This is a genomic window from Rhodoferax sp. LB1P47, assembly GCF_056521445.1.
Genome location: NZ_JBWMAU010000001.1, coordinates 611,859 through 630,178 on the forward strand (window position 1 = coordinate 611,859; position 18,320 = coordinate 630,178).

The 18,320-nt window shown below is 64.9% G+C and carries 17 protein-coding genes; 11 read left to right on the forward strand and 6 right to left on the reverse strand.

Annotated elements, in window-relative coordinates; translation table 11 throughout:
• Position 1 precedes the first annotated feature (1 nt).
• The 3 genes from AC0969_RS02930 to AC0969_RS02940 form a co-directional block, all read right to left on the reverse strand.
• A complete protein-coding gene (locus tag AC0969_RS02930; protein WP_479622627.1) occupies positions 2-1,303 on the reverse strand; it encodes a PQQ-dependent sugar dehydrogenase in 1,302 nt (433 codons plus the stop codon).
• Position 1,304: 1 nt separating this feature from the next.
• Positions 1,305-1,463 carry a DUF3309 family protein gene (locus AC0969_RS02935; protein ID WP_479622628.1) on the reverse strand — a complete coding sequence of 53 codons (159 nt, stop codon included), beginning with the start codon at positions 1,461-1,463 and terminating at the stop codon, positions 1,305-1,307.
• 79 nt (positions 1,464-1,542) lie between these two features.
• Positions 1,543-1,761 (reverse strand): hypothetical protein, encoded by a 219-nt coding sequence (locus AC0969_RS02940; RefSeq protein ID WP_479622629.1) that lies wholly within the window; start codon positions 1,759-1,761, stop codon positions 1,543-1,545.
• Between the two features lie 127 nt (positions 1,762-1,888).
• On the opposite strand from AC0969_RS02940, the gene AC0969_RS02945 reads away from it, so the two are divergent.
• On the forward strand, positions 1,889-2,626 hold the full coding sequence (locus AC0969_RS02945; protein ID WP_479622630.1) for a Crp/Fnr family transcriptional regulator: 738 nt from the start codon (positions 1,889-1,891) through the stop codon (positions 2,624-2,626).
• Between the two features lie 56 nt (positions 2,627-2,682).
• Here the strand turns inward: AC0969_RS02945 and AC0969_RS02950 are convergent, their stop codons facing one another.
• A complete protein-coding gene (locus AC0969_RS02950; RefSeq protein WP_479622631.1) occupies positions 2,683-4,722 on the reverse strand; it encodes an AsmA family protein in 2,040 nt (679 codons plus the stop codon).
• Between the two features lie 80 nt (positions 4,723-4,802).
• Positions 4,803-5,288, reverse strand: coding sequence for a hypothetical protein (locus AC0969_RS02955; RefSeq protein ID WP_479622632.1), 486 nt, complete (start codon positions 5,286-5,288; stop codon positions 4,803-4,805).
• Positions 5,289-5,566: 278 nt separating this feature from the next.
• Between AC0969_RS02955 and AC0969_RS02960 the strand changes: the two genes are divergently transcribed.
• The 9 genes from AC0969_RS02960 to AC0969_RS03000 all read left to right on the forward strand — a co-directional run bounded on the left by AC0969_RS02960 (position 5,567) and on the right by AC0969_RS03000 (position 17,096).
• The gene (locus AC0969_RS02960; RefSeq protein WP_479622633.1) at positions 5,567-6,439 is read left to right on the forward strand and encodes a hypothetical protein; all 873 of its coding nucleotides are present in this window, start codon (positions 5,567-5,569) and stop codon (positions 6,437-6,439) included.
• 120 nt (positions 6,440-6,559) lie between these two features.
• On the forward strand, positions 6,560-6,793 hold the full coding sequence (locus AC0969_RS02965; protein WP_479622634.1) for a hypothetical protein: 234 nt from the start codon (positions 6,560-6,562) through the stop codon (positions 6,791-6,793).
• A 23-nt stretch (positions 6,794-6,816) separates the two neighbouring features.
• Positions 6,817-8,925 (forward strand): catalase, encoded by a 2,109-nt coding sequence (locus AC0969_RS02970; RefSeq protein ID WP_479622635.1) that lies wholly within the window; start codon positions 6,817-6,819, stop codon positions 8,923-8,925.
• A gap of 80 nt (positions 8,926-9,005) precedes the next feature.
• Positions 9,006-9,827, forward strand: coding sequence for an alpha/beta fold hydrolase (locus AC0969_RS02975; protein ID WP_479622636.1), 822 nt, complete (start codon positions 9,006-9,008; stop codon positions 9,825-9,827).
• A gap of 7 nt (positions 9,828-9,834) precedes the next feature.
• Complete coding sequence (locus tag AC0969_RS02980) at positions 9,835-10,266, forward strand: hypothetical protein (RefSeq protein WP_479622637.1); 432 nt, start codon at positions 9,835-9,837, stop codon at positions 10,264-10,266.
• Positions 10,263-11,759, forward strand: a complete 1,497-nt coding sequence (locus AC0969_RS02985) for an ATPase domain-containing protein (protein ID WP_479622638.1) — start codon at positions 10,263-10,265, stop codon at positions 11,757-11,759. Before AC0969_RS02980 ends, AC0969_RS02985 begins: the two co-directional genes overlap by 4 nt.
• Entirely contained in the window at positions 11,756-13,237 is a 1,482-nt protein-coding gene (locus AC0969_RS02990) for a putative bifunctional diguanylate cyclase/phosphodiesterase (protein WP_479622639.1), read from the forward strand. The genes AC0969_RS02985 and AC0969_RS02990 overlap by 4 nt, the downstream gene beginning before the upstream one ends.
• A 159-nt stretch (positions 13,238-13,396) precedes the next feature.
• Positions 13,397-16,447 (forward strand): chemotaxis protein CheB, encoded by a 3,051-nt coding sequence (locus tag AC0969_RS02995; RefSeq protein ID WP_479622640.1) that lies wholly within the window; start codon positions 13,397-13,399, stop codon positions 16,445-16,447.
• Positions 16,440-17,096 (forward strand): PAS domain S-box protein, encoded by a 657-nt coding sequence (locus AC0969_RS03000; protein ID WP_479622641.1) that lies wholly within the window; start codon positions 16,440-16,442, stop codon positions 17,094-17,096. Before AC0969_RS02995 ends, AC0969_RS03000 begins: the two co-directional genes overlap by 8 nt.
• A gap of 12 nt (positions 17,097-17,108) precedes the next feature.
• Here the strand turns inward: AC0969_RS03000 and AC0969_RS03005 are convergent, their stop codons facing one another.
• Complete coding sequence (locus AC0969_RS03005; RefSeq protein WP_479622642.1) at positions 17,109-17,834, reverse strand: Crp/Fnr family transcriptional regulator; 726 nt, start codon at positions 17,832-17,834, stop codon at positions 17,109-17,111.
• Positions 17,835-18,052: 218 nt separating this feature from the next.
• On the opposite strand from AC0969_RS03005, the gene AC0969_RS03010 reads away from it, so the two are divergent.
• Positions 18,053-18,319, forward strand: a complete 267-nt coding sequence (locus AC0969_RS03010) for a hypothetical protein (protein WP_479622643.1) — start codon at positions 18,053-18,055, stop codon at positions 18,317-18,319.
• Position 18,320: the final 1 nt, after the last annotated feature.

Sequence of the window (18,320 nt, forward strand, 5' to 3'; positions counted from 1 at the left end):
CTCAGTATTTGGCCGTCACCCGCCAGATGGTGTTGGCCACATCATCGGCCACCAGCAGTGCGCCCTGCTTGTCCAGTGCCACGCCCACCGGGCGGCCATGCGCCTTGCCGTCGGTGCTTAAAAAGCCCGTCAGCACATCCACCGGCGCACCGGCCGGTTGCGCCCCGCTAAACGGCACAAAAACCACTTTGTAGCCGCTGTGCGGCTTGCGGTTCCACGAACCGTGCTGGCCCACAAACATGCCGTGGGCAAAGGCCGCTGGCAGGCTGGTGCCCTCGGCAGATGCCAAACCCAGCGACGCAGTATGCGGCCCCAGGGCGTAGTCGGGGGCCAGTGCCGTGGCCACCAACGCGGGCTGGGGTGGCTGCACCCGCGCATCCACATGCTGGCCGTAGTAGGTGTAAGGCCAGCCGTAAAAAGCGCCGTCGCGCACCGAGGTCATGTAGTCGGGCACCAGGTCGCTGCCGATCTCGTCGCGCTCGTTCACCACCGTCCACAGCGCACCGCCGGGGGCAAACGCCATGCCGTTGGGGTTGCGCAGGCCGCTGGCAAAAACCCGGTGCGTGCCGGTGCGGGCATCTACCTGCCAGATGGCCGCCCGCTCCGCCTCAACCGCCATGCCGCGCTCGGCCACATTGCTGTTCGACCCCACCGTAACGTAGAGCTGCTGGCCGTCCGGGCTGGCCACCAGGTTTTTAGTCCAGTGGTGGTTGATGGGGCCAGCGGGCAGGGCCACCACCTGCGTGCTGGGCGCGCTGATGCGCGTGTCGCCCGGGGTGTAGGGGAAGCGCAGCACGGCATCGGTATTGGCCACGTACAAACTGTTGCCCACCAGCGCCATGCCAAAGGGCGAGTGCAGGCCGCTCAACAGCACGCTGCGCACATCCACCACGCCGTCGCCCTTGCTGGAGCGCAGCAGGGTGATGCGGTCGGCACTGGCCGTGGCCGCACCGGCGCGTTGCATCACCAGGCCCATCACCCAGGCCTTGATGCCCTTGCTGTCCTCGGGCTTGGGTGGGGCGTTGGTTTCGGCCACCAGCACGTCGCCATTGGGCAGCACATACAGCCAGCGCGGATGGTCCAGCCCGGTTGCAAACGCCGCCACCTGCGTGCCCGGGGCAGCGCTGGGGCCCATGCCGGGTGGCCAGGGCTGGGCCGGTGCGATGTGCACGGTGGGCAGCATCGACACCACCGGGGGCGGCAGCGTGGGCTGCGGGCCGGTGCCTTCCGATACCGTCAGCCGCGCCCGGTCCCCGCAGGCCCCCAACACGGCCACGCAGGCCAGCGCAACGGCGGCCTTCACGCTAGATCCGTCCCATCAGCAGCAGTACGACCACGATCACCACCAACAGCCCCAAGCCGCCGGTTGGGCCGTAGCCCCAGTTGCTGCTGTGCGGCCAGGTGGGCAGCACGCCGATCAGCATCAAAATTAAAACGACCAAGATGATGGTGGTAAGGCTCATACAAACTCCTTTGGGGGGTAACCGCAGCGAAATGCTGCATGGCCTCAATTTAGGGCTTGGCCGCCCGGCTTACCGTGCGTTAACGCACATAGGCCAAAGTCAAGGGATGCGACTGGCGCAATTGCTCCAGCGTGGCCAAGCATTCCAGTACCACCGGGCACACCGCGTGGCCCGCAGCATCGCGCACCACGGTGTCTCGCAAGCGCGTCAGCACCGCACCAAACAACAGGTTCCAGTCGTCGATCGCCAGCCCAAGGGCCGGGGCTGGCATGCGGCTAGGCAGATAAGATGCGTACATAAAAGGACGTGAAGTAAACGTAATAGACCACTGTATGAGCGTTATTACCTAGACAAAATGTCAAAAGACATGGTTGTTTTATCCCAACACAGCCCCGCCCTCCCCACACACAGAAAGCCCCCTTGCCATGGAAGAAGTCCCGTGCAGCGCCTGCCAATTGCGGCCACTGCCCTTGTTTATTGAACACAACGGGGACGAGTTGGCGCTGGTGCAGTCGCTCAAACGCCGCGAGATACATCTGCGTGCAGGCGAAACCCTGATCCACGAGGGCCAGACCGATGCCCCGCTGTTCACCCTACGCACCGGCTGGGCGTTTCGCTACAAAACCCTGAGCGACGGGCGGCGGCAAATCTTGTCGTTTCTGCTGGCGGGCGACTTCATTGGCGTGCAGCAAAAAATGGGCGATGCCTCGGCCCACGGCGTGCAAACCCTCACCGATGCGCAGCTCTGCGTGTTCCAGCGCGATGCCCTGTGGGAGCTGCACCGCCAGTCGCCCACGATGGGCTTCAACATCACCTGGCTCACCGCGCACGAGGAGTCGATGGTGGACGACACCCTGCTGTCGGTAGGGCGGCGTAGCGCCGAGGAGCGCATCGCCATGCTGCTGATTATTTTGTTCAAGCGCGCCGCCGCTTTGCAGGCCGATGGCGGGGCGGCGGGCGTGCCGTTTCCGCTCACGCAGCAGCACATTGCCGACGGCCTGGGCCTGTCACTGGTACACACCAACAAAACCCTGCGCAAGCTGGAGCGCCGGGGCCTGCACGCCATGCACGACGGGCGCTTGGTGATGCGCGACGTGAAGGCCCTGGCCCGCCTGGCCGACCTGTACGGCGATGGCAAGCCCACACCGCGCCCCTTGATTTAGCTATTTATTCAATAGCTACTGGCGCATGATTCATATGCGCTAGAGGCCTAAAAAGCTTATTTATTACCCGCCGTTCGCTGGGCCAGTGCCGCGCACCCCGCCGCGCCGCGCTGGGCCGCATCGGCATCGCCCAGGTCGATCCACGGAATCAGCGCCGCCAGCGGGTTCACCAGGGCCAGCAGCAGCGAAGCCGCCACCTTTTGGGCCAGCGGAGTTTTCTCTAGCGACACAGCAGGCTTGCTGAACGGGCCTTGCACGCGCACGGGCGTGCGCAGGGTCAGCGGGCTGAAGTCTTTGGGCACCACCACGGCGCGCAGGTCCAGCGTCTCGGTGGCCAGCGACAGCGAGCCGTCGATCCACACCGCCGAGTCGGCGGTATCCACCACCATCACCTTGGGGCGAAACATGCCGCCCTGCACCACCACATCGGCCACGGCACACTGCACCGGCAGCGCATCGTCGCCCTTCACCAGCATGCCCAGGCCTTGGGCAAGGTCCAGCCCGGCCAGCTCGATGCCCAGGTGCGACACCGTGCCGTTGCGCAAAGTGGTGCGGGCGGTGCCTTGCAGGCTGGCCAAAATCTCGGCCGTAGACCGGCCCTGGCCCGCCAGCGTGGCCTGGCCAACCAGCTGGCCCGACACATAGGGCGGCGCGCCCGCCGTGCGGGTGATTTTGAGCCAGCGCTCCAGGCGCACCGCGTCCCAGCGCACATCCGCCGTCCACAGAGCGGTGTCGGCCCGGCCATCCAGCGCCAAATTACCGCGCAACTGGCCCTGCGCGGTGCGGGCCAGCAGGTCTTGCAGCGTGAGCACACCGCCCACCAGTTGCAGGTGCACGTGCAAGGGCTGCAAGGGTTCCAGGTAACTGGTGTTGAGGTTCACCTCGGCAATGTCGATTAGCACATTCGCGTCCATCGCCCGCAGTGCGGCCAGGTCGAACGGGCGGTCGGGCAGCACTTTGCCTTTGGGCTGGGTGTTGGTGGCCACCGGCGCGGCGGCATCGGCCATCGCGGCGGACGTGGTGCCCACCACCGGCCCCAGGTCGGCCAGCAGCAGGCGGCTGCCGCCCAGCTTGCCGGTCAGCAGGGGTTTGTTGCCCGTGCTGGTGTAAATAAATGCCCCGTTCAAGCGGCTGGCCCCCACGGTGGCATCGTCGATCTGCACCTGCCACAGGCCGCCTCGCTTGACCAGCGTGCCCCGGGTTTTGAATGCCGCCGTGGTGGGCAGCGTGACCCCCAGCGGGTCGCCCACGGCGGCTAGCGACGGGCCATCCAGGCGGAACTGGCCGCTGAAGTTTTGCGGTTGCAGGGCATCCGGCGCGGTGCCCTGAAAGTCCAGGTGGGCACGCCCCACCGTGGCATTGACGGCCATAGCCACGGGCAGCGCCGGGGCATCGCCCGCCTCAGACGGCAGCACCGCCGACGTGGCCAGCACCGCCTTCAGCGGCTGCTTACGGTAGGTGCCCGTGGCCTGCACCTTCAACAGGCTGGTGGCAGAACCATCGGCCCGGGCCAGCGACAAACGGGCCTCCAGCTGGGTGGCCAGCGGCGCATCGGTGTAGCGCACCAGGCCATCGCTAACCTGCAAGCTGCCAAACAAAGGCAGGCGTGCGGGCTGGTCCGGTGCGGTGGGCTCTGGGGTTTTGCCAAACTGCCAAGATGCCCGGCCATCGGCCAGCCGCTCCACATGGCCGTCCAGCGTGCGGGCGTGCAGGCTATGGATGCGCAAAGTTTGGCCCCGGTAGGCGCGCCACAGGTCGGCATAGCGCAGCTCCAGCGCCACGTCTTCGGCCCGCAGCAGGTAGGGTGCGGTGCTCCAGGCCGGGGCGGCAATCTCCAAAAGCGGTGTGTTCAGGCGGATACCGCCGATAAAGCGCACGGCAAAGCCGCTGGGCCCACTGCCCTCTCGGCCCCCGTCAGCCAAGCGCACCGGGCGCTCCAGCGTGCGGGAGAGCTGGTTTTGCAGCGGTGCGGCCAACCACGGCCAGCCCCGCCATTCGCCCAGCGCCACTGCGCCCGCCAAACACAAAAGCCCGGCGGCCAAAACCCAGCGCCAGGGTTTGCGGACCGGGGAAGGGGAAGGTGCAGAAATAGTCATAAGCCCATCGTAAGCGGCCAGCGCCCCGGGTCGCCATCGGTGGCCACCGGCACTGCGTGTGGGCCTGCGCCTACAGCCTGTCAGCCCAGCGCCACAAACCGGTCGGCCCGGGCAGCGTTCAGCACGTCGGCAGCGTGGGACACCAGCACATCGGCCGGGCGCTCGCCCTCTAGCCAGGGGTTGGACTGGGCAAACCAGGCCGCCAGCGCCCAGGGCGAATACACCGCGTTCAGCTCGGCCTGCACCGGTGCCAGTTGCGGCAGCGGTGCCATCGCCGCCAGGTCGAACTGGAACATCGGCATCCAACTCTGCCCATGCCAGTCCAGGCTCACCACCTCGCGGCGCGCCACCCAGCCCGCCAGCGTGGGCGGGCTGGGCCCACCGCGCCGCTGGAACGCACCCAGCGTCTCCTGCGCCCGCGCCAACCCACCACTGGGCCGGTAGCTGTCGAGCAGGGCGATGAATTGACCATCCACCCCCAACGGAACCGGCGCGCGGCAGTCGCGGACCGAAAAATAGGGTGCCAACGGCACAGGCATAGACGACGGCATGGCAATGGACGGCATGGAACACCTCCAAGGTGTGGTTAAAAGTGCCCCCACGGTAAAAGCGCCACCCCGCTTGGTCTGTGCGCTGGCACACGTAAACGGGTGGGTTTGCATAGATAGCGGCTTATTCACGCGAAAATATTTACATCAAATAGCCAATTAGCCCATATTCAATATGCGCAAGCAGCTATGAAAATAATAGTAATTAATTCCGCACCCCTTATGTGCCTTACCGCACGGACAGGCGGGAAAACGCTGTGTAACGTGAAGTATTCCAACTTTAGTGAGGCTGCACCATGTCGATTCCTTCTACTTTGCCGAATACGCGTTTCGGTGGCCCATCGGCACCGCTCGGTGACCCGGTACCAGGGCTGGCCAGCGCGGTGTCTTGGGGGGCCGTGGTGGCCGGGGCAGCAGCGGCGGCGGCGCTGGCTTTGATTTTGCTGATGCTGGGTTCGGGGCTGGGGCTGACCGCCGTGTCGCCGTGGTCCAGCGCCGGGCTGAACGCGGCCACGCTGGGCGTGACGGCGATTGCGTGGGTGGCGACCACCCAGATCATTGCGTCGGCTATGGGCGGCTACCTGGCCGGGCGGTTGCGCACCAAATGGCCCGACGTGCACCGCGACGAGGTGTACTTTCGCGATACCGCACACGGCTTTTTAAGCTGGGCGGTGGCCGCGCTGGCAACAGCGGCACTGCTGGCATCTGCGGTGGGCTCCATCGTCGGCACGGGCGTGCAGGCCGGGGCCACGGTGGCCAGCACGGTATCGGCAGAGCCCCTGGGCTACGCGGTGGATAGCTTGCTGCGCAGGTCGCCCGGGGCCACCACCACCGATGCCACCCACACGGCCGACAGCGCCGAAGTCACCCGCATTTTTGTGCACGCAGGCACAGCGGCCACGCTGCCAATGCAAGACGTGCAGTACCTGGGCCAGCGGGTGGCGCAGCGCAGCGGCCTGGCCGCGCCCGAGGCCGAAGCCCGGGTGCAGAGCACGTTCACCGCACTGCAAACCCAGGTGCAAACCGCCCAAGCCCAGGCCAAAGATGCGGCAGACCGGCTGCGCAAAGCCGCCGCGTATTCCACCCTGTGGCTGTTTGTGGCGCTGCTGGCGGGCGCGTTTGCCGCCAGCCTGGCCGCCACGTTTGGCGGCCGCCAGCGCGATCTTTAGATCTTTATTAACCCCCCACTGACCCAAGGAGACCCCCATGCGTTCATTGCTACTGCTGTTTCTGGGCATTCCCATCCCCATCGTAATTTTGATAGCCCTGTTTGTGCGCTAGGAGCCCCCATGCCCAAACGAACCACCCCCGCCGTGCGCTCGGTCAACACCGCCACACGGGCCAACCGCAAGCCCAACGCGACCACGCCCAAGCTGCCGCACGAGCGCGACGAATCGGTCGGCATGACCGACGGCAACCCCAGCAAAACCGTGCAGCAGGCCTACCGGGATGTGACCCAAGGCCAACAGGACACCGGCCTGGGCCCCGTGACCCAGCGCACCTACCAAAAATTGAAAAAGTAAACCTATTCAACTGAGGATTCCCCATGACCCGTACCACCCCAAAAACCCAGCCCCCCGCCACGCCACTGACCACCAACCAGGGCCTGCCCTTCCCCGACAACCACAACTCGCTGAAAGCCGGTGCGCGTGGCCCCACGCTGCTGGAAGACTTCATCCTGCGCGAAAAGATCACCCACTTCGACCACGAGCGCATCCCCGAGCGCGCAGTACACGCCCGGGGCGCAGGCGCGCACGGCTTCTTCGAGGTGTATGAAGACATGGCCGGACTGACCAAGGCGGGGTTTTTGTGCAACCCCGGCGTGCAGACCCCGGTGTTTGCCCGCTTCTCTACCGTGGCCGGCTCGCGCGGCTCGGCCGATACGGCACGCGATGCACGCGGCTTTGCCGTGAAGTTCTACACCGCCGAGGGCAACTACGACCTGGTGGGCAACAACATTCCGGTGTTCTTCATCCAGGACGCGATCAAGTTCCCCGACCTGATTCACGCCGTCAAGCCCGAGCCGCACAACGAGATTCCCCAGGCCGCCAGCGCCCACGACACATTTTGGGACTTTGTGACGCTGATGCCCGAGTCCACGCACATGCTGATGTGGGTCATGTCCGACCGTGCCATTCCGCGCAGCCTGCGCATGATGGAAGGCTTTGGCGTACACACATTCCGCATGGTCAACGCGCAGGGCGACGCCAGCTTCGTCAAGTTCCACTGGAAGCCGCTGCTGGGCATACACGCCCTGGCCTGGGACGAGGCGCAAAAGCTAGCCGGCAAAGATGCCGACTTCCACCGTCGCGACCTGTGGGAGGCGATTGAGGCCGGGCATTTCCCCGAATGGGAACTGGGCGTGCAGGTGGTGCCCGAGGAGGACGAATTCCGCTTCAGCTTCGACCTGCTCGACCCGACCAAGCTGATCCCCGAAGAGCTGGTGCCGGTGCGCCGCATTGGCCGCATGGTGCTGAACCGCAACCCCGACAACTACTTTGCCGAAACCGAGCAGGTGGCCTTCCACCCCGGCCACCTGGTGCCGGGCATCGACTTCTCCAACGACCCGCTGCTGCAAGGGCGGCTGTTTTCGTACACCGACACCCAGCTCTCGCGCCTGGGCGGGGCCAACTTCCACGAGCTGCCCATCAACCAGCCTAAATGCCCGATGCACAACTTCCAGCGCGACGGCATCCACCGCCAGCAGGTCAACACCGGGCGGGTGGCCTACGAGCCCAACACCCTGGCCTCGGGGGTTGAATTCCGCGCCGATGGCCGACAAGCCAGTGGCTTCACCAGCGTGCCTGAACTACTGGAATCGCCCAAGATCCGCCAGCGCAGCCCCAGCTTTGACGACCATTTCTCGCAGGCCCGCATGTTCTGGATCAGCCAAAGCCCGGCCGAGCAAGACCACTTGGTGGCCGCCTTCCAGTTCGAGCTGTCCAAGCTGGGCACGCCCGCCATCCGCCAGCGCATGGTGGACAACCTGGCCCATGTGGATGCCGAGCTGGCCGCCCGCGTGGCCGCGCCGCTGGGCATTGGCGTACCCGACGCGCAGGCCGCTACGCAGTGGCCCGGCTTCCGGCATGCCCCGCACCCGGTGGACGTGGTGGCCTCGCCCGCACTCAGCATGCGGCCCACCGGGCCCGGCAGCATCGCCACCCGCCAGGTCGCCATCTTGGTGTGCAACGGCGTGGATGCCACCGCCGTGGCCACGGTGCAAAAAGCCCTGGCCGAGGCCGGTGCCAGCTTTAAGGTCATCGCCGCCACGCTGGGCACAGTGCAGGTAGCCGACGGTGGCTACCTGGCGGTGGACTGCACGCTGGTGACCACGCCGTCTGTCGTTTTTGATGCCGTCTTCCTGCCCTGCCTGGGCGTGCACGCCGCCGCGCTGGTGGCCGATGGCGACGCAGTGCACTTTGTATTAGAGGCCTACAAACACTGCAAGCCCATCGCCGCCTCCGGCTCGGGGGCCGGGCTGCTGGCCAGCCTAGGCATCAGCATGCCCACCGACCCCGGCGTAACGCAGCCGCAGCCCGGCGTGGTACTTGCTTCGGCAGGTGAGCTGCCCAAGACCTTCGCGCCCGAGTTCATCCAGGCGATGGCCCAGCACCGCCACTGGGACCGCAGCGGCCTGGCCACCGTACCCGCCTGAAACTCCTATATTGATAGCTACTAGCGCATATAGAACATGCGCTAGAGGCCGATTTGGCACTTAACCCGAAGGAAACCGCCATGCACACCATCACCACCCAAGACAACACCCCGCTGTATGTAAAGGACTGGGGCACTGGCCGCCCGGTCATCCTGCTGCACGGCTGGCCACTGTCGGCCGACAGCTGGGACGACCAGGCCATGGCGATTGCCGAAGCCGGCTACCGCGCCATCGCCTACGACCGGCGCGGCTTTGGCCGCTCGGCCCAGCCCTGGAGCGGCTACGACTACGACACCCTCGCCGACGACCTGGCGGCGGTGGTCAACTACACCGGCGCTGCCGACACCACGCTGGTCGGCTTTTCGATGGGCGGCGGCGAAGTGGCCCGCTATATGTCGCGCCACGGCGGCAAGGGCGTGGTGCAAACCGCGCTGGTCTCCAGCGTGCTGCCGTTTCGCTTGCAGACCGCCGACAACCCCGACGGCGCACCGCAAGCCGGATTTTCAGCCATTGCCGAGGCGCTGCGCACGGACCGGGCGGCGTTTTTTACCGACTTCTTCAACGACTTTTTTGGCGTGGGCCTGCTCAGCCAGCCGGTCAGCGACGAGCTGCTAGCCTGGGCCCGCAACACCGCCATGCAGGCCAGCCTGCGCGCCACGCTGGAATGTCTGAAGTCGTTTAGCAGCACCGACTTTCGCCCCGACCTGCCCGCCTTCAACGTGCCCACCCTCATCATCCACGGCACCGAAGACCGCACCGTGCCCATCGCCAGTTCGGCCCGGTCCACGGCGCAGGCGATAAGCACCTCGATCCTGCTCGAATACGAGGGCGCACCGCACGGCCTGTTTGCCACCCACAAAGACCGGCTGACCCGCGACCTGTTGGGCTTTTTGGCCCGTTAACCCCGCCATGCCCCACCCACCCAACTCCACCTTCAGCGGGTCTATCCAGGACACGCTAACCCAGCGTGCCGGGGGCACGCCCGACGCCAGCGACGTGGTGGAGGCAGTGGTGCGCACCTGGCAGTTCATGGCGGCCCAGTTGGAGCCGGTAATTGGCGTGCGCGGGGTAGACGTGCTGCTGGAGCGTGCGCTGCACCTGACCGGCAAAAATTTCCCCTGGCTAGCACGCACCGAACCCACCGGGGCCACCACCCTCATCCAGCTGCAAGCCCGCTTCGCCCGCCGCGAGGCCACCGAAACGGCAGAGGCCGGCTGCGCCCTGCTGGTCACCTTTACCGAACTGCTGGCCAGCCTGATTGGCGACCCCTTGACCGAACGACTTCTGGCCACTGTCTGGCTGGATGTACCGCCCCCCCCTACACAGGAGACCACGCCATGACGCAACCCGTACATATCCGCCGACTCGCCACCGGCGTGCCGGGGCTAGATGCCATTTTGGGCGGTGGCCTGCCCGAGTTCTCTTTCAACGTGCTGACCGGCCCGCCCGGCGCGGGCAAAACCACACTGGCGCACCAGCTAATGTTTGCCCTGGCCACGCCGGAACAGCCCGCGTTGTTTTTCACCGCCCTGAGCGAACCGCCCTGGAAGATGCTGCGCTACCAGCAGCAGTTCTCTTTTTTTGCGCTCAATAAAGTGGGCAGATGCATCCGCTTTGTGCATTTGAGCGACGAGATGGCGGCGGGCAATTTCGACCAGGTGCTGGCGCGCATCTTGGTGGAGGTCAAGGCGACAGGCCCGGCCTTTGTGTTCATCGATTCGTTCCGCGCGGTCTTGGCCGATACGCAACAGCAAGACGGCAGCCACACCAGCCTGCGGCGGTTTACCCAGCAGCTGGGTATCGCGCTGGCCGGGTGGCAGGCTACGACTTTTCTGGTCGGAGAATATTCACCGCACAGCGACCCGCACCCGGTGTTCACCGTAGCCGACGGCATTCTGGCGCTGGACCAAAGCGTGCAGCGCAACTCCATGGTGCGCAAGATCCAGGTGCTGAAAATGCGCGGCCAGGCCCCCAGCCCCGGCGTACACACCCTGCGCATCACCCGCGATGGGCTGACCATCTTTCCGTCCGCCGTGGTGCCCGACGACAACAGCACCGCCGCCGCATCCCAAGACACCACCCCCGTGCGTACCGAAACCCGCATCCCCATGGGCGTGCCACTGCTAGACGAGATGCTGGGCGGGGGCCTGCCCGCAGGCTATTCGCTGCTGGTGGCCGGGCCGTCGGGCTCGGGCAAAACCATTTTGGCCACGGCCTTTTTGGCCGAGGGCGTGCGCCTGGGCGAAACGGGCGTGATCGTGGCTTTTGAGCAAACCCCCAGCCGCTCCCGCACCCACACCATTGACGACATGGTGCGCGCAGGCTGCCTGGGGCTGATCAACACCCGCCTGATGGATTTGTCGGTGGACGAGATCGTGCAGCAGATGGTGCAGCGCATCACCAGCATGCGCGCCACCCGGGTGGTGATCGACTCGCTGTCGGGCTTCGAGCTGGCGGTGGCCCCCACCTTCCGCGAGGACTTTCGCGAGTCGCTGTTTCGCATGGTGGCCGTGCTGTCGGGCATGGGGGTCACGGTGCTGATGACCTCGGAGCTGGAAGACCGCTACACCGACCTGCGCTTTAGCCCCTACGGCACGGCGTTTTTGACCGATGCCATCATCGTCCAGCGCTATATCGAGGTAGACAGCAGCCTGCGACGCGTGATGGCGGTGGTCAAGGTGCGCGGCAGCGACCACAGCAACGCCATACGGCGCTACGAGATCACCCCAGACGGGATTGTGATGGGCGAACCCATCTGCCATTACGAAGGGCTGCTGGGGGGCCGCCCCATGCGCACCCTGGAAACCGCCCGCATGTACAAGGGAGCACCATGAACTACCGAACACCGTACCTAGAACACAAACCGGTGCCGGACGACAGCCTGGCCTACCACGAGGCCAGCCGGTTGGCCAGCGAAGCCGCAGTCAACCTGCGCGACGCCAACGAGCGCCTGGTGATGGCGACAGTGCACGCACAAACCATGACCGAAGCCGCCGAAGCCGCCACCGCCCGGATGTCGTACATGGCCAAGCACGACATCCTGACCGGGCTGCCCAACCGCTCCCTGCTGACCGATCGGCTCGCGCAGTCGATGGCGCTGGCGCAGCGCCATAGCCACAAAATCGCCCTGGTCTTCATGGACCTGGACAACTTCAAGCGCATCAACGACTCCCTGGGCCACACCGTGGGCGACGCGCTGCTGCAAGCCGTGGCCCAGCGCTTGCAAGAATGCGTGCGCCAGTCCGATTCGGTGTGCCGCCAGGGCGGCGACGAGTTTGTGTTGCTGCTGGCCGAGCTGGAAACGCAGGCCGATGCCGCCCGCACCACCGCCATGCTGGTCGAGGCCGCCGCCCAGCCCTATCTGGTGGGCCCGCACCGGCTGTATGTGTCCGCCAGCTTCGGGGTCAGCATCTACCCGGACGACGGCAGCGACGTGGAAACCCTGCTGCGCAACGCCGACACCGCGATGTACCACGCCAAGAAAAACGGCCGCAACAACTACCAGCGCTTCACCCCCGACATGAATGCGCGCGCGGTGGCCCACCAGACCATCGAAGTCGCGCTACACCAGGCCTTGGAGCACAACGGGCTGCTTTTGCACTACCAGCCTAAGGTGCACCTGGCCACCGGCGCCATCCTCGGTGCCGAGGCCCTGGTACGTCTGCAACGGCCCGAACACCCCCTGCTCTACCCTGGCTATTTTGTGGGTGTGGCCGAAGAGTGCGGCCTGGTGCTGCCAATGGGCAAATGGGTGCTGCGCGAAGCCTGCCGCCAGGCGGCGGCCTGGCGGCAGGCGGGGTTGCCGTTTGGCCAGATGGCGGTCAACGTATCGGCACAAGAGCTGCACGGCAAAGACTTTCTGCACGGAGTGCGGGCGGTGCTGGAAGAAACCGGCCTGGACCCCTGCGCCCTGGAGCTGGAGCTGACCGAAAGCGGGCTAGTGCAAGACACCCAGCCCACCACCACGATTTTGCGCACGCTGAAAGACATGGGCGTGTGCATCGCCATTGACGACTTTGGCACCGGCTACTCCAGCCTGAGCTATCTGCGCCGCTTACCCGTCGACACGCTGAAGATCGACCAGTCGTTTGTGCGCGATATTGGCAACGGCCAGGGCGATGCCAAGCTGGTCAACGCCATCATCGCCATTGGCAAGAGCCTGGACCTCCGGGTCATCGCCGAAGGTATTGAAACCCGGGAGCAGCTTGACCACTTGCAGTCGCAGCAGTGCGCAGAGGGCCAGGGCTACTACTTCAGCCGGCCTGTGGCGGCCGATATTTATGCCGATGTGTTGCGTGCGCAGGCCCTGTAGGCGGCGTGGCACCCTATGAACCCAATCGGCCTGTAGCGCATATGTCTATTGCACTAGAAGCTATATTTTCAGGAGCATTTTTACTTATTATTAACAAAGAACTACACTGATCCTCGTTGAGGTGCAAGCAAGACCTTTTGTCACACTGAGAGACCCCTTATGGCTACAAAGGAGCACGGCACCCACGGCACCCACCACCGCCTGGCAACTGCCCCCGCCGCCGCCCTACCGGCGGCAGAAATACACCACTTTCCCATCGTCGGCATCGGTGCTTCGGCCGGAGGGTTGGCGGCGTTTGAAGCCTTCTTCTCGGGCATGCCCAAAGAGCAAGACCCCGGCATGGCCTTTGTGCTGGTGCAGCACCTGGCGCCGGACCACAGCAGCATCCTCGCCGAGCTGATGCGGCGCCACACCCGCATGCAGGTGTTTGAGGTGGAAGACGGCATGGTGGTGCAAATCAACTGCGCCTACATCATTCCGCCCAACCGCGACATGGCGTTTCTCAACGGCACGCTGCAATTGCTGGAGCCCACCGCGCCACGCGGCCACCGCCTGCCCATCGACTACCTGTTTCGTTCGCTGGCGCAAGACCAGCATGGGCTGGCGATTGGCATCGTGCTGTCGGGCACCGGCAGCGACGGCACCTTGGGCGTGCGCGCCATCAAGGGCGAAGGCGGCATGGTGATGGTGCAAAAACCCGAGTCGGCCGAGTTTGACGGCATGCCGCGCAGCACCCTGGCCACGGGCCTGGTGGACTACAGCCTGCCCCCGGCCGAAATGCCCACGCAGTTGATGGCCTATGTGGCCCATGCCTTTGGCCGCCTGCCCCGCGCCGGGTCTAGCAGCGCACCGCAAACGGAAAATGCGCTGAAAAAGATTTTTATTCTGCTGCGCACCCAGACCGGCAACGACTTCTCACAATACAAACCCAGCACCATCTACCGGCGTATCGAGCGGCGCATGGCGGTACACCAGATCGACACGCTGGAAGGCTATGTCAAGTACCTGCAACAAACCCCCGTCGAAGTAGAGGCGCTATTTCGCGACCTGCTGATCGGCGTGACCAATTTCTTTCGCGATACCGAGGCCTTTCACATCCTGGAGCAGCAGGCCATCCCGAAGCTGTTTGAGGGCCGCCCACCGGGCTCGGTGATCAGGGCCTGGTCTACCGGCTGCTCGACCGGCGAAGAAGCCTATTCGCTGGCGATTCTGTTGCAAGAGCGGCTGGATGTGCTCAAGCTCAGCTACCGGGTGCAGGTGTTTGCCACCGACATCGACAGCCGCGCCATTGCCACCGCCCGCGCCGGGCTGTACCCGGCCAGCATTGCCGACGACATCAGCCCCGAGCGGCTGGCCCGCTTCTTTACCGCCGAGCCCGCAGGCAGCGCCTACCGGGTGCACAAGGGCATCCGCGACATGCTGGTGTTTTCAGAGCACAACCTGATCAAGGACCCCCCGTTTTCCAAGCTCGACCTGATCAGTTGCCGCAATCTGCTGATCTACATGGGGTCGGAGCTGCAAAAGAAGATCATCTCGCTGTTCCACTATGCATTGCTGCCCGGCGGCATGCTGTTTTTGGGCACGTCGGAGACGGTGGGCGAATTTGGCGACCTGTTTGCGCCGCTGGACCGCAAGTCCAAGGTGTACCAGCGCAAAGAAGACTTCCAAGGTGCCAAGCGCGCCGCCCTGGGCCGTTTTTTACCCCCTATGGTGACCCGGGACATGGCGCTGCCGCCGGTGGCCGGCAAAACCACCTCGCCCCACAAAGTGTCACTGCGCGAGCTGACCGAGCAAACCTTGTTGCAGCAAATGGCCCCGGTAGGCGTACTGGTGAATGGCCATGGCGACATCCTGTACCTGCACGGCCGTACCGGCATGTTTTTAGAACCCGCCCCGGGAGAGGCCGGGATCAACAACATCCTGAAAATGGCCCGCGAAGGCCTGCGCCGCGACCTGACCACCGCGCTACACAAAGCCACCAACGCCAAAGAGCGGGTGCAGGTGCTGAACCTGCGGGTCAAGACAAATGGCCACTTCACCCCGGTCAACCTCAGCGTCTGCCCGGCCACCACCGGCACGGCATCGCCCCTGGAGTCGCCGCTGTATTTGGTGATACTGGAAGAAGCCGCGCCGCACCACAGCCAGCCAACGCCACTGGGCCTGCGGCATATAGCCACCGAGGCGCACGACCCCCACCCGGATGCCAGCGCCCAAATTGCCGAGCTCAACGAAGAGCTGCAAGCCAAAGAAGAGTATCTGCACGCCGCCAACGAAGAACTAGAAACCTCCAACGAGGAGCTCAAGTCGTCCAACGAAGAAATGCAGTCGGTGAACGAAGAGCTGCAGTCCACCAACGAAGAGCTGGAAACCTCGAAGGAAGAACTGCAGTCCATCAACGAAGAGCTGGCTACCGTCAACACCGAGCTGCAAACCAAGGTGACCGACCTGTCACGCGCCAACAACGACATGAACAACCTGCTGGCAGGCACCGGCATTGCCACCGTGTTTGTGGACTACCAGCTGCGCATCCTGCGCTTTACCCCGGCGGCCACGCAGATCATTAACCTGATCCTGAGCGACGTGGGCCGCCCGGTGGGCCACATTGTGTCCAACCTGGTGGGCTACGACCGGCTGGTGACCGACGCGAAAACGGTGCTGTCCACCCTGCAACCCAAAGAGGTCGATGTACTGACCACCGAGGGCAAGTCCTACACCCTGCGCATCCTGCCCTACCGCACGCTGGACAACGTGATCGAGGGGGTGGTGATCACGTTTGTGGACATCACCGAGATCGTGCGCACCCGTGAGGCGCTGCACAAGGCCAACGAACTGCTGCGTCTGGCAGTGGTGGTGCGCGACGCGTTTGACGCCATCACCGTGCAAGACCTGGAGGGCAACACCCTGGCCTGGAACCCCGGTGCCGAACGCCTATATGGCTGGACCGAGGCCGAAGCGCTGCACATGAATGTGCGCAACCGCATCCCCGCCCACCTGCAAGCCAGCGCCTTGGAGCGGGTGCACCAGCTCAGCCAGGCCGAAACGCTGGAACCCTACGCCACCCAGCGCCTGGCCAAAGACGGAACGGTGCGCGAGGTGTCCCTGACCTCCACCGCGCTGCTCAACGCCAGCGGCCAGATGTACGCCATCGCCACCACCGAACGCGGCAAAGATGCCAAGAGTCACCCATCTACAGAGGCCCCGCATGGATAAGTCCAACACCCCCCAGGCGCTGCGCCTGCAAGCCGAAGCCATCGTCCGTGAAAAAATGGCCTTGGCCTCGCGCCCGCCCGAAACCCTGACCATTGCCGGCATGCAGCGCGCCCTGCACGAGCTCCAGGTGCACCAGATCGAGCTGGAGATGCAGAACGAAGAATTGCGCAATACCCAGTTGCTGCTGGAAACCTCGCGGGCCCGCTACTTTGAGCTGTACGACCTGGCCCCGGTGGGCTACTGCACGGTGAACGATGGTGGGCTGGTGGTGGAGGCCAATCTGGCTGCGGCGGTGCTGCTGGGCTTGGCACGCGGCGCACTATTGGGGCAGCGCATCTCCCGTTATATCGACGCAAGCCACCAGGACACCTTTTACCGCCTGCGCCAGCAGCTGCTGGACACCGGCTCACCGCAAACCTGCGAACTGGAACTGGCCCTGCACAACGGAGCATCGTGCTGGGTCCAAATCACCACCAGCGCCGCCAAAGATGCCGCTGGTGCAGCCACGCAAAACCTGGTGCTGGCCGATATCAGCGAATCCAAAGTCATGGCCTCGGCCATGCGCGACAGCGAGGCCCGCTACCGCACGCTGGTCGGCAATTCGCCCGATGCCAGCGCCGCCCGCAAGCGGCAAGACGAAGGGATGTAAGTTCGCAAAAGCTTATGCCGCCATCGACATCTGGCGGTTGTGCCGGACCGTGTCCGCACTGTGGTGTTGACAGGCCCCCTGCTCCAACCGGGGGCGGTTGAGCACCTCGATCTGGCCGCGCCGGTAAACAATGACCCCCGCCAGTTGCAGCTTGCGGGCGGCGGCGGTAACCCCTTCGCGGCGCACGCCGAGCAGGTTGGCCGCCAGCTCCTGGGTCATGGCCATTTTGTTGCCGGGCAACCGGTCTAGCCCCTGCAACAGGCGGCGGCAAAACTGCTGGTCAATGGAGTGGTGGCGGATGTAGGCGGCGGTTTGCGTGACCTGGGCAATCAGCGCCTGGGTGTAACGCAGCAGCATGCGCATCACCGGGCCGCCCGACTCGACCTCGGCGTGCACCCGGTGGGCACTAAGCCGGTAGCCTTGCCCGGCACTGTGCACCACGGCTTCGTGCGGGCTCACATCGCCGCCCATGAACAGCGACAGGCCCACCATCCCGTCCAGCCCCACTACCGCCACTTCGGACGACGCGCCGTCCTCGGCCAAGACCATCAGCGAGACGATGGCGGTGGTGGGAAACACCACGTAGCCCGGCGTGCAGCCCGCGCGGCACAACACCTTGCCCAGCGGCAAATCCACCCACTCCAGATAGGGCAGCCAGCGCTGCCAGTCGGCATCGGACAGCGAGGCGAGCAATTGGTTCTGGCGCGGATCGGAGACGGTTTGGAGGCTGGTAGGCATGGGAGTCCTTGGGCAAGAAAAAACACTATGCCCATCATTCCCACCGGCACGGGCAGAGGCTATCGGCGGTAGTCGGCAATGCACGTCGGCACTGTCCTACAAACCGCAAAACGTATAGCCACCGTCCTACCCACCGTGGCGCACTGTCTGACAGACAGCGAACACGCCTTTTCCTACGATGGACCGACAGCACAACACCCACCCCCTAGGAGAACTCCATGCCTGCTTTTTCTTCCCATTCCCCTGCCGCCCCCCACTACGCGGGCCCTAACTGGAGCACCGCTTCGTACTTTGATGCCACCGCCAGCCAGCCGATGGAACTGGCCGCTTTGGGCGAGCACCTGAGCCTGTGCCGGGGGACCCACCGGCGTTGGTCTACCCTGCGCCACCTGGGCGGCGTACTGCACGGCTTTGCTGCGCCGCGCTTTGTGACCACCCTGGCGGTTGCCGCTGTGCTGATTGGTGCGACTTTGCTGGCGCTATAAG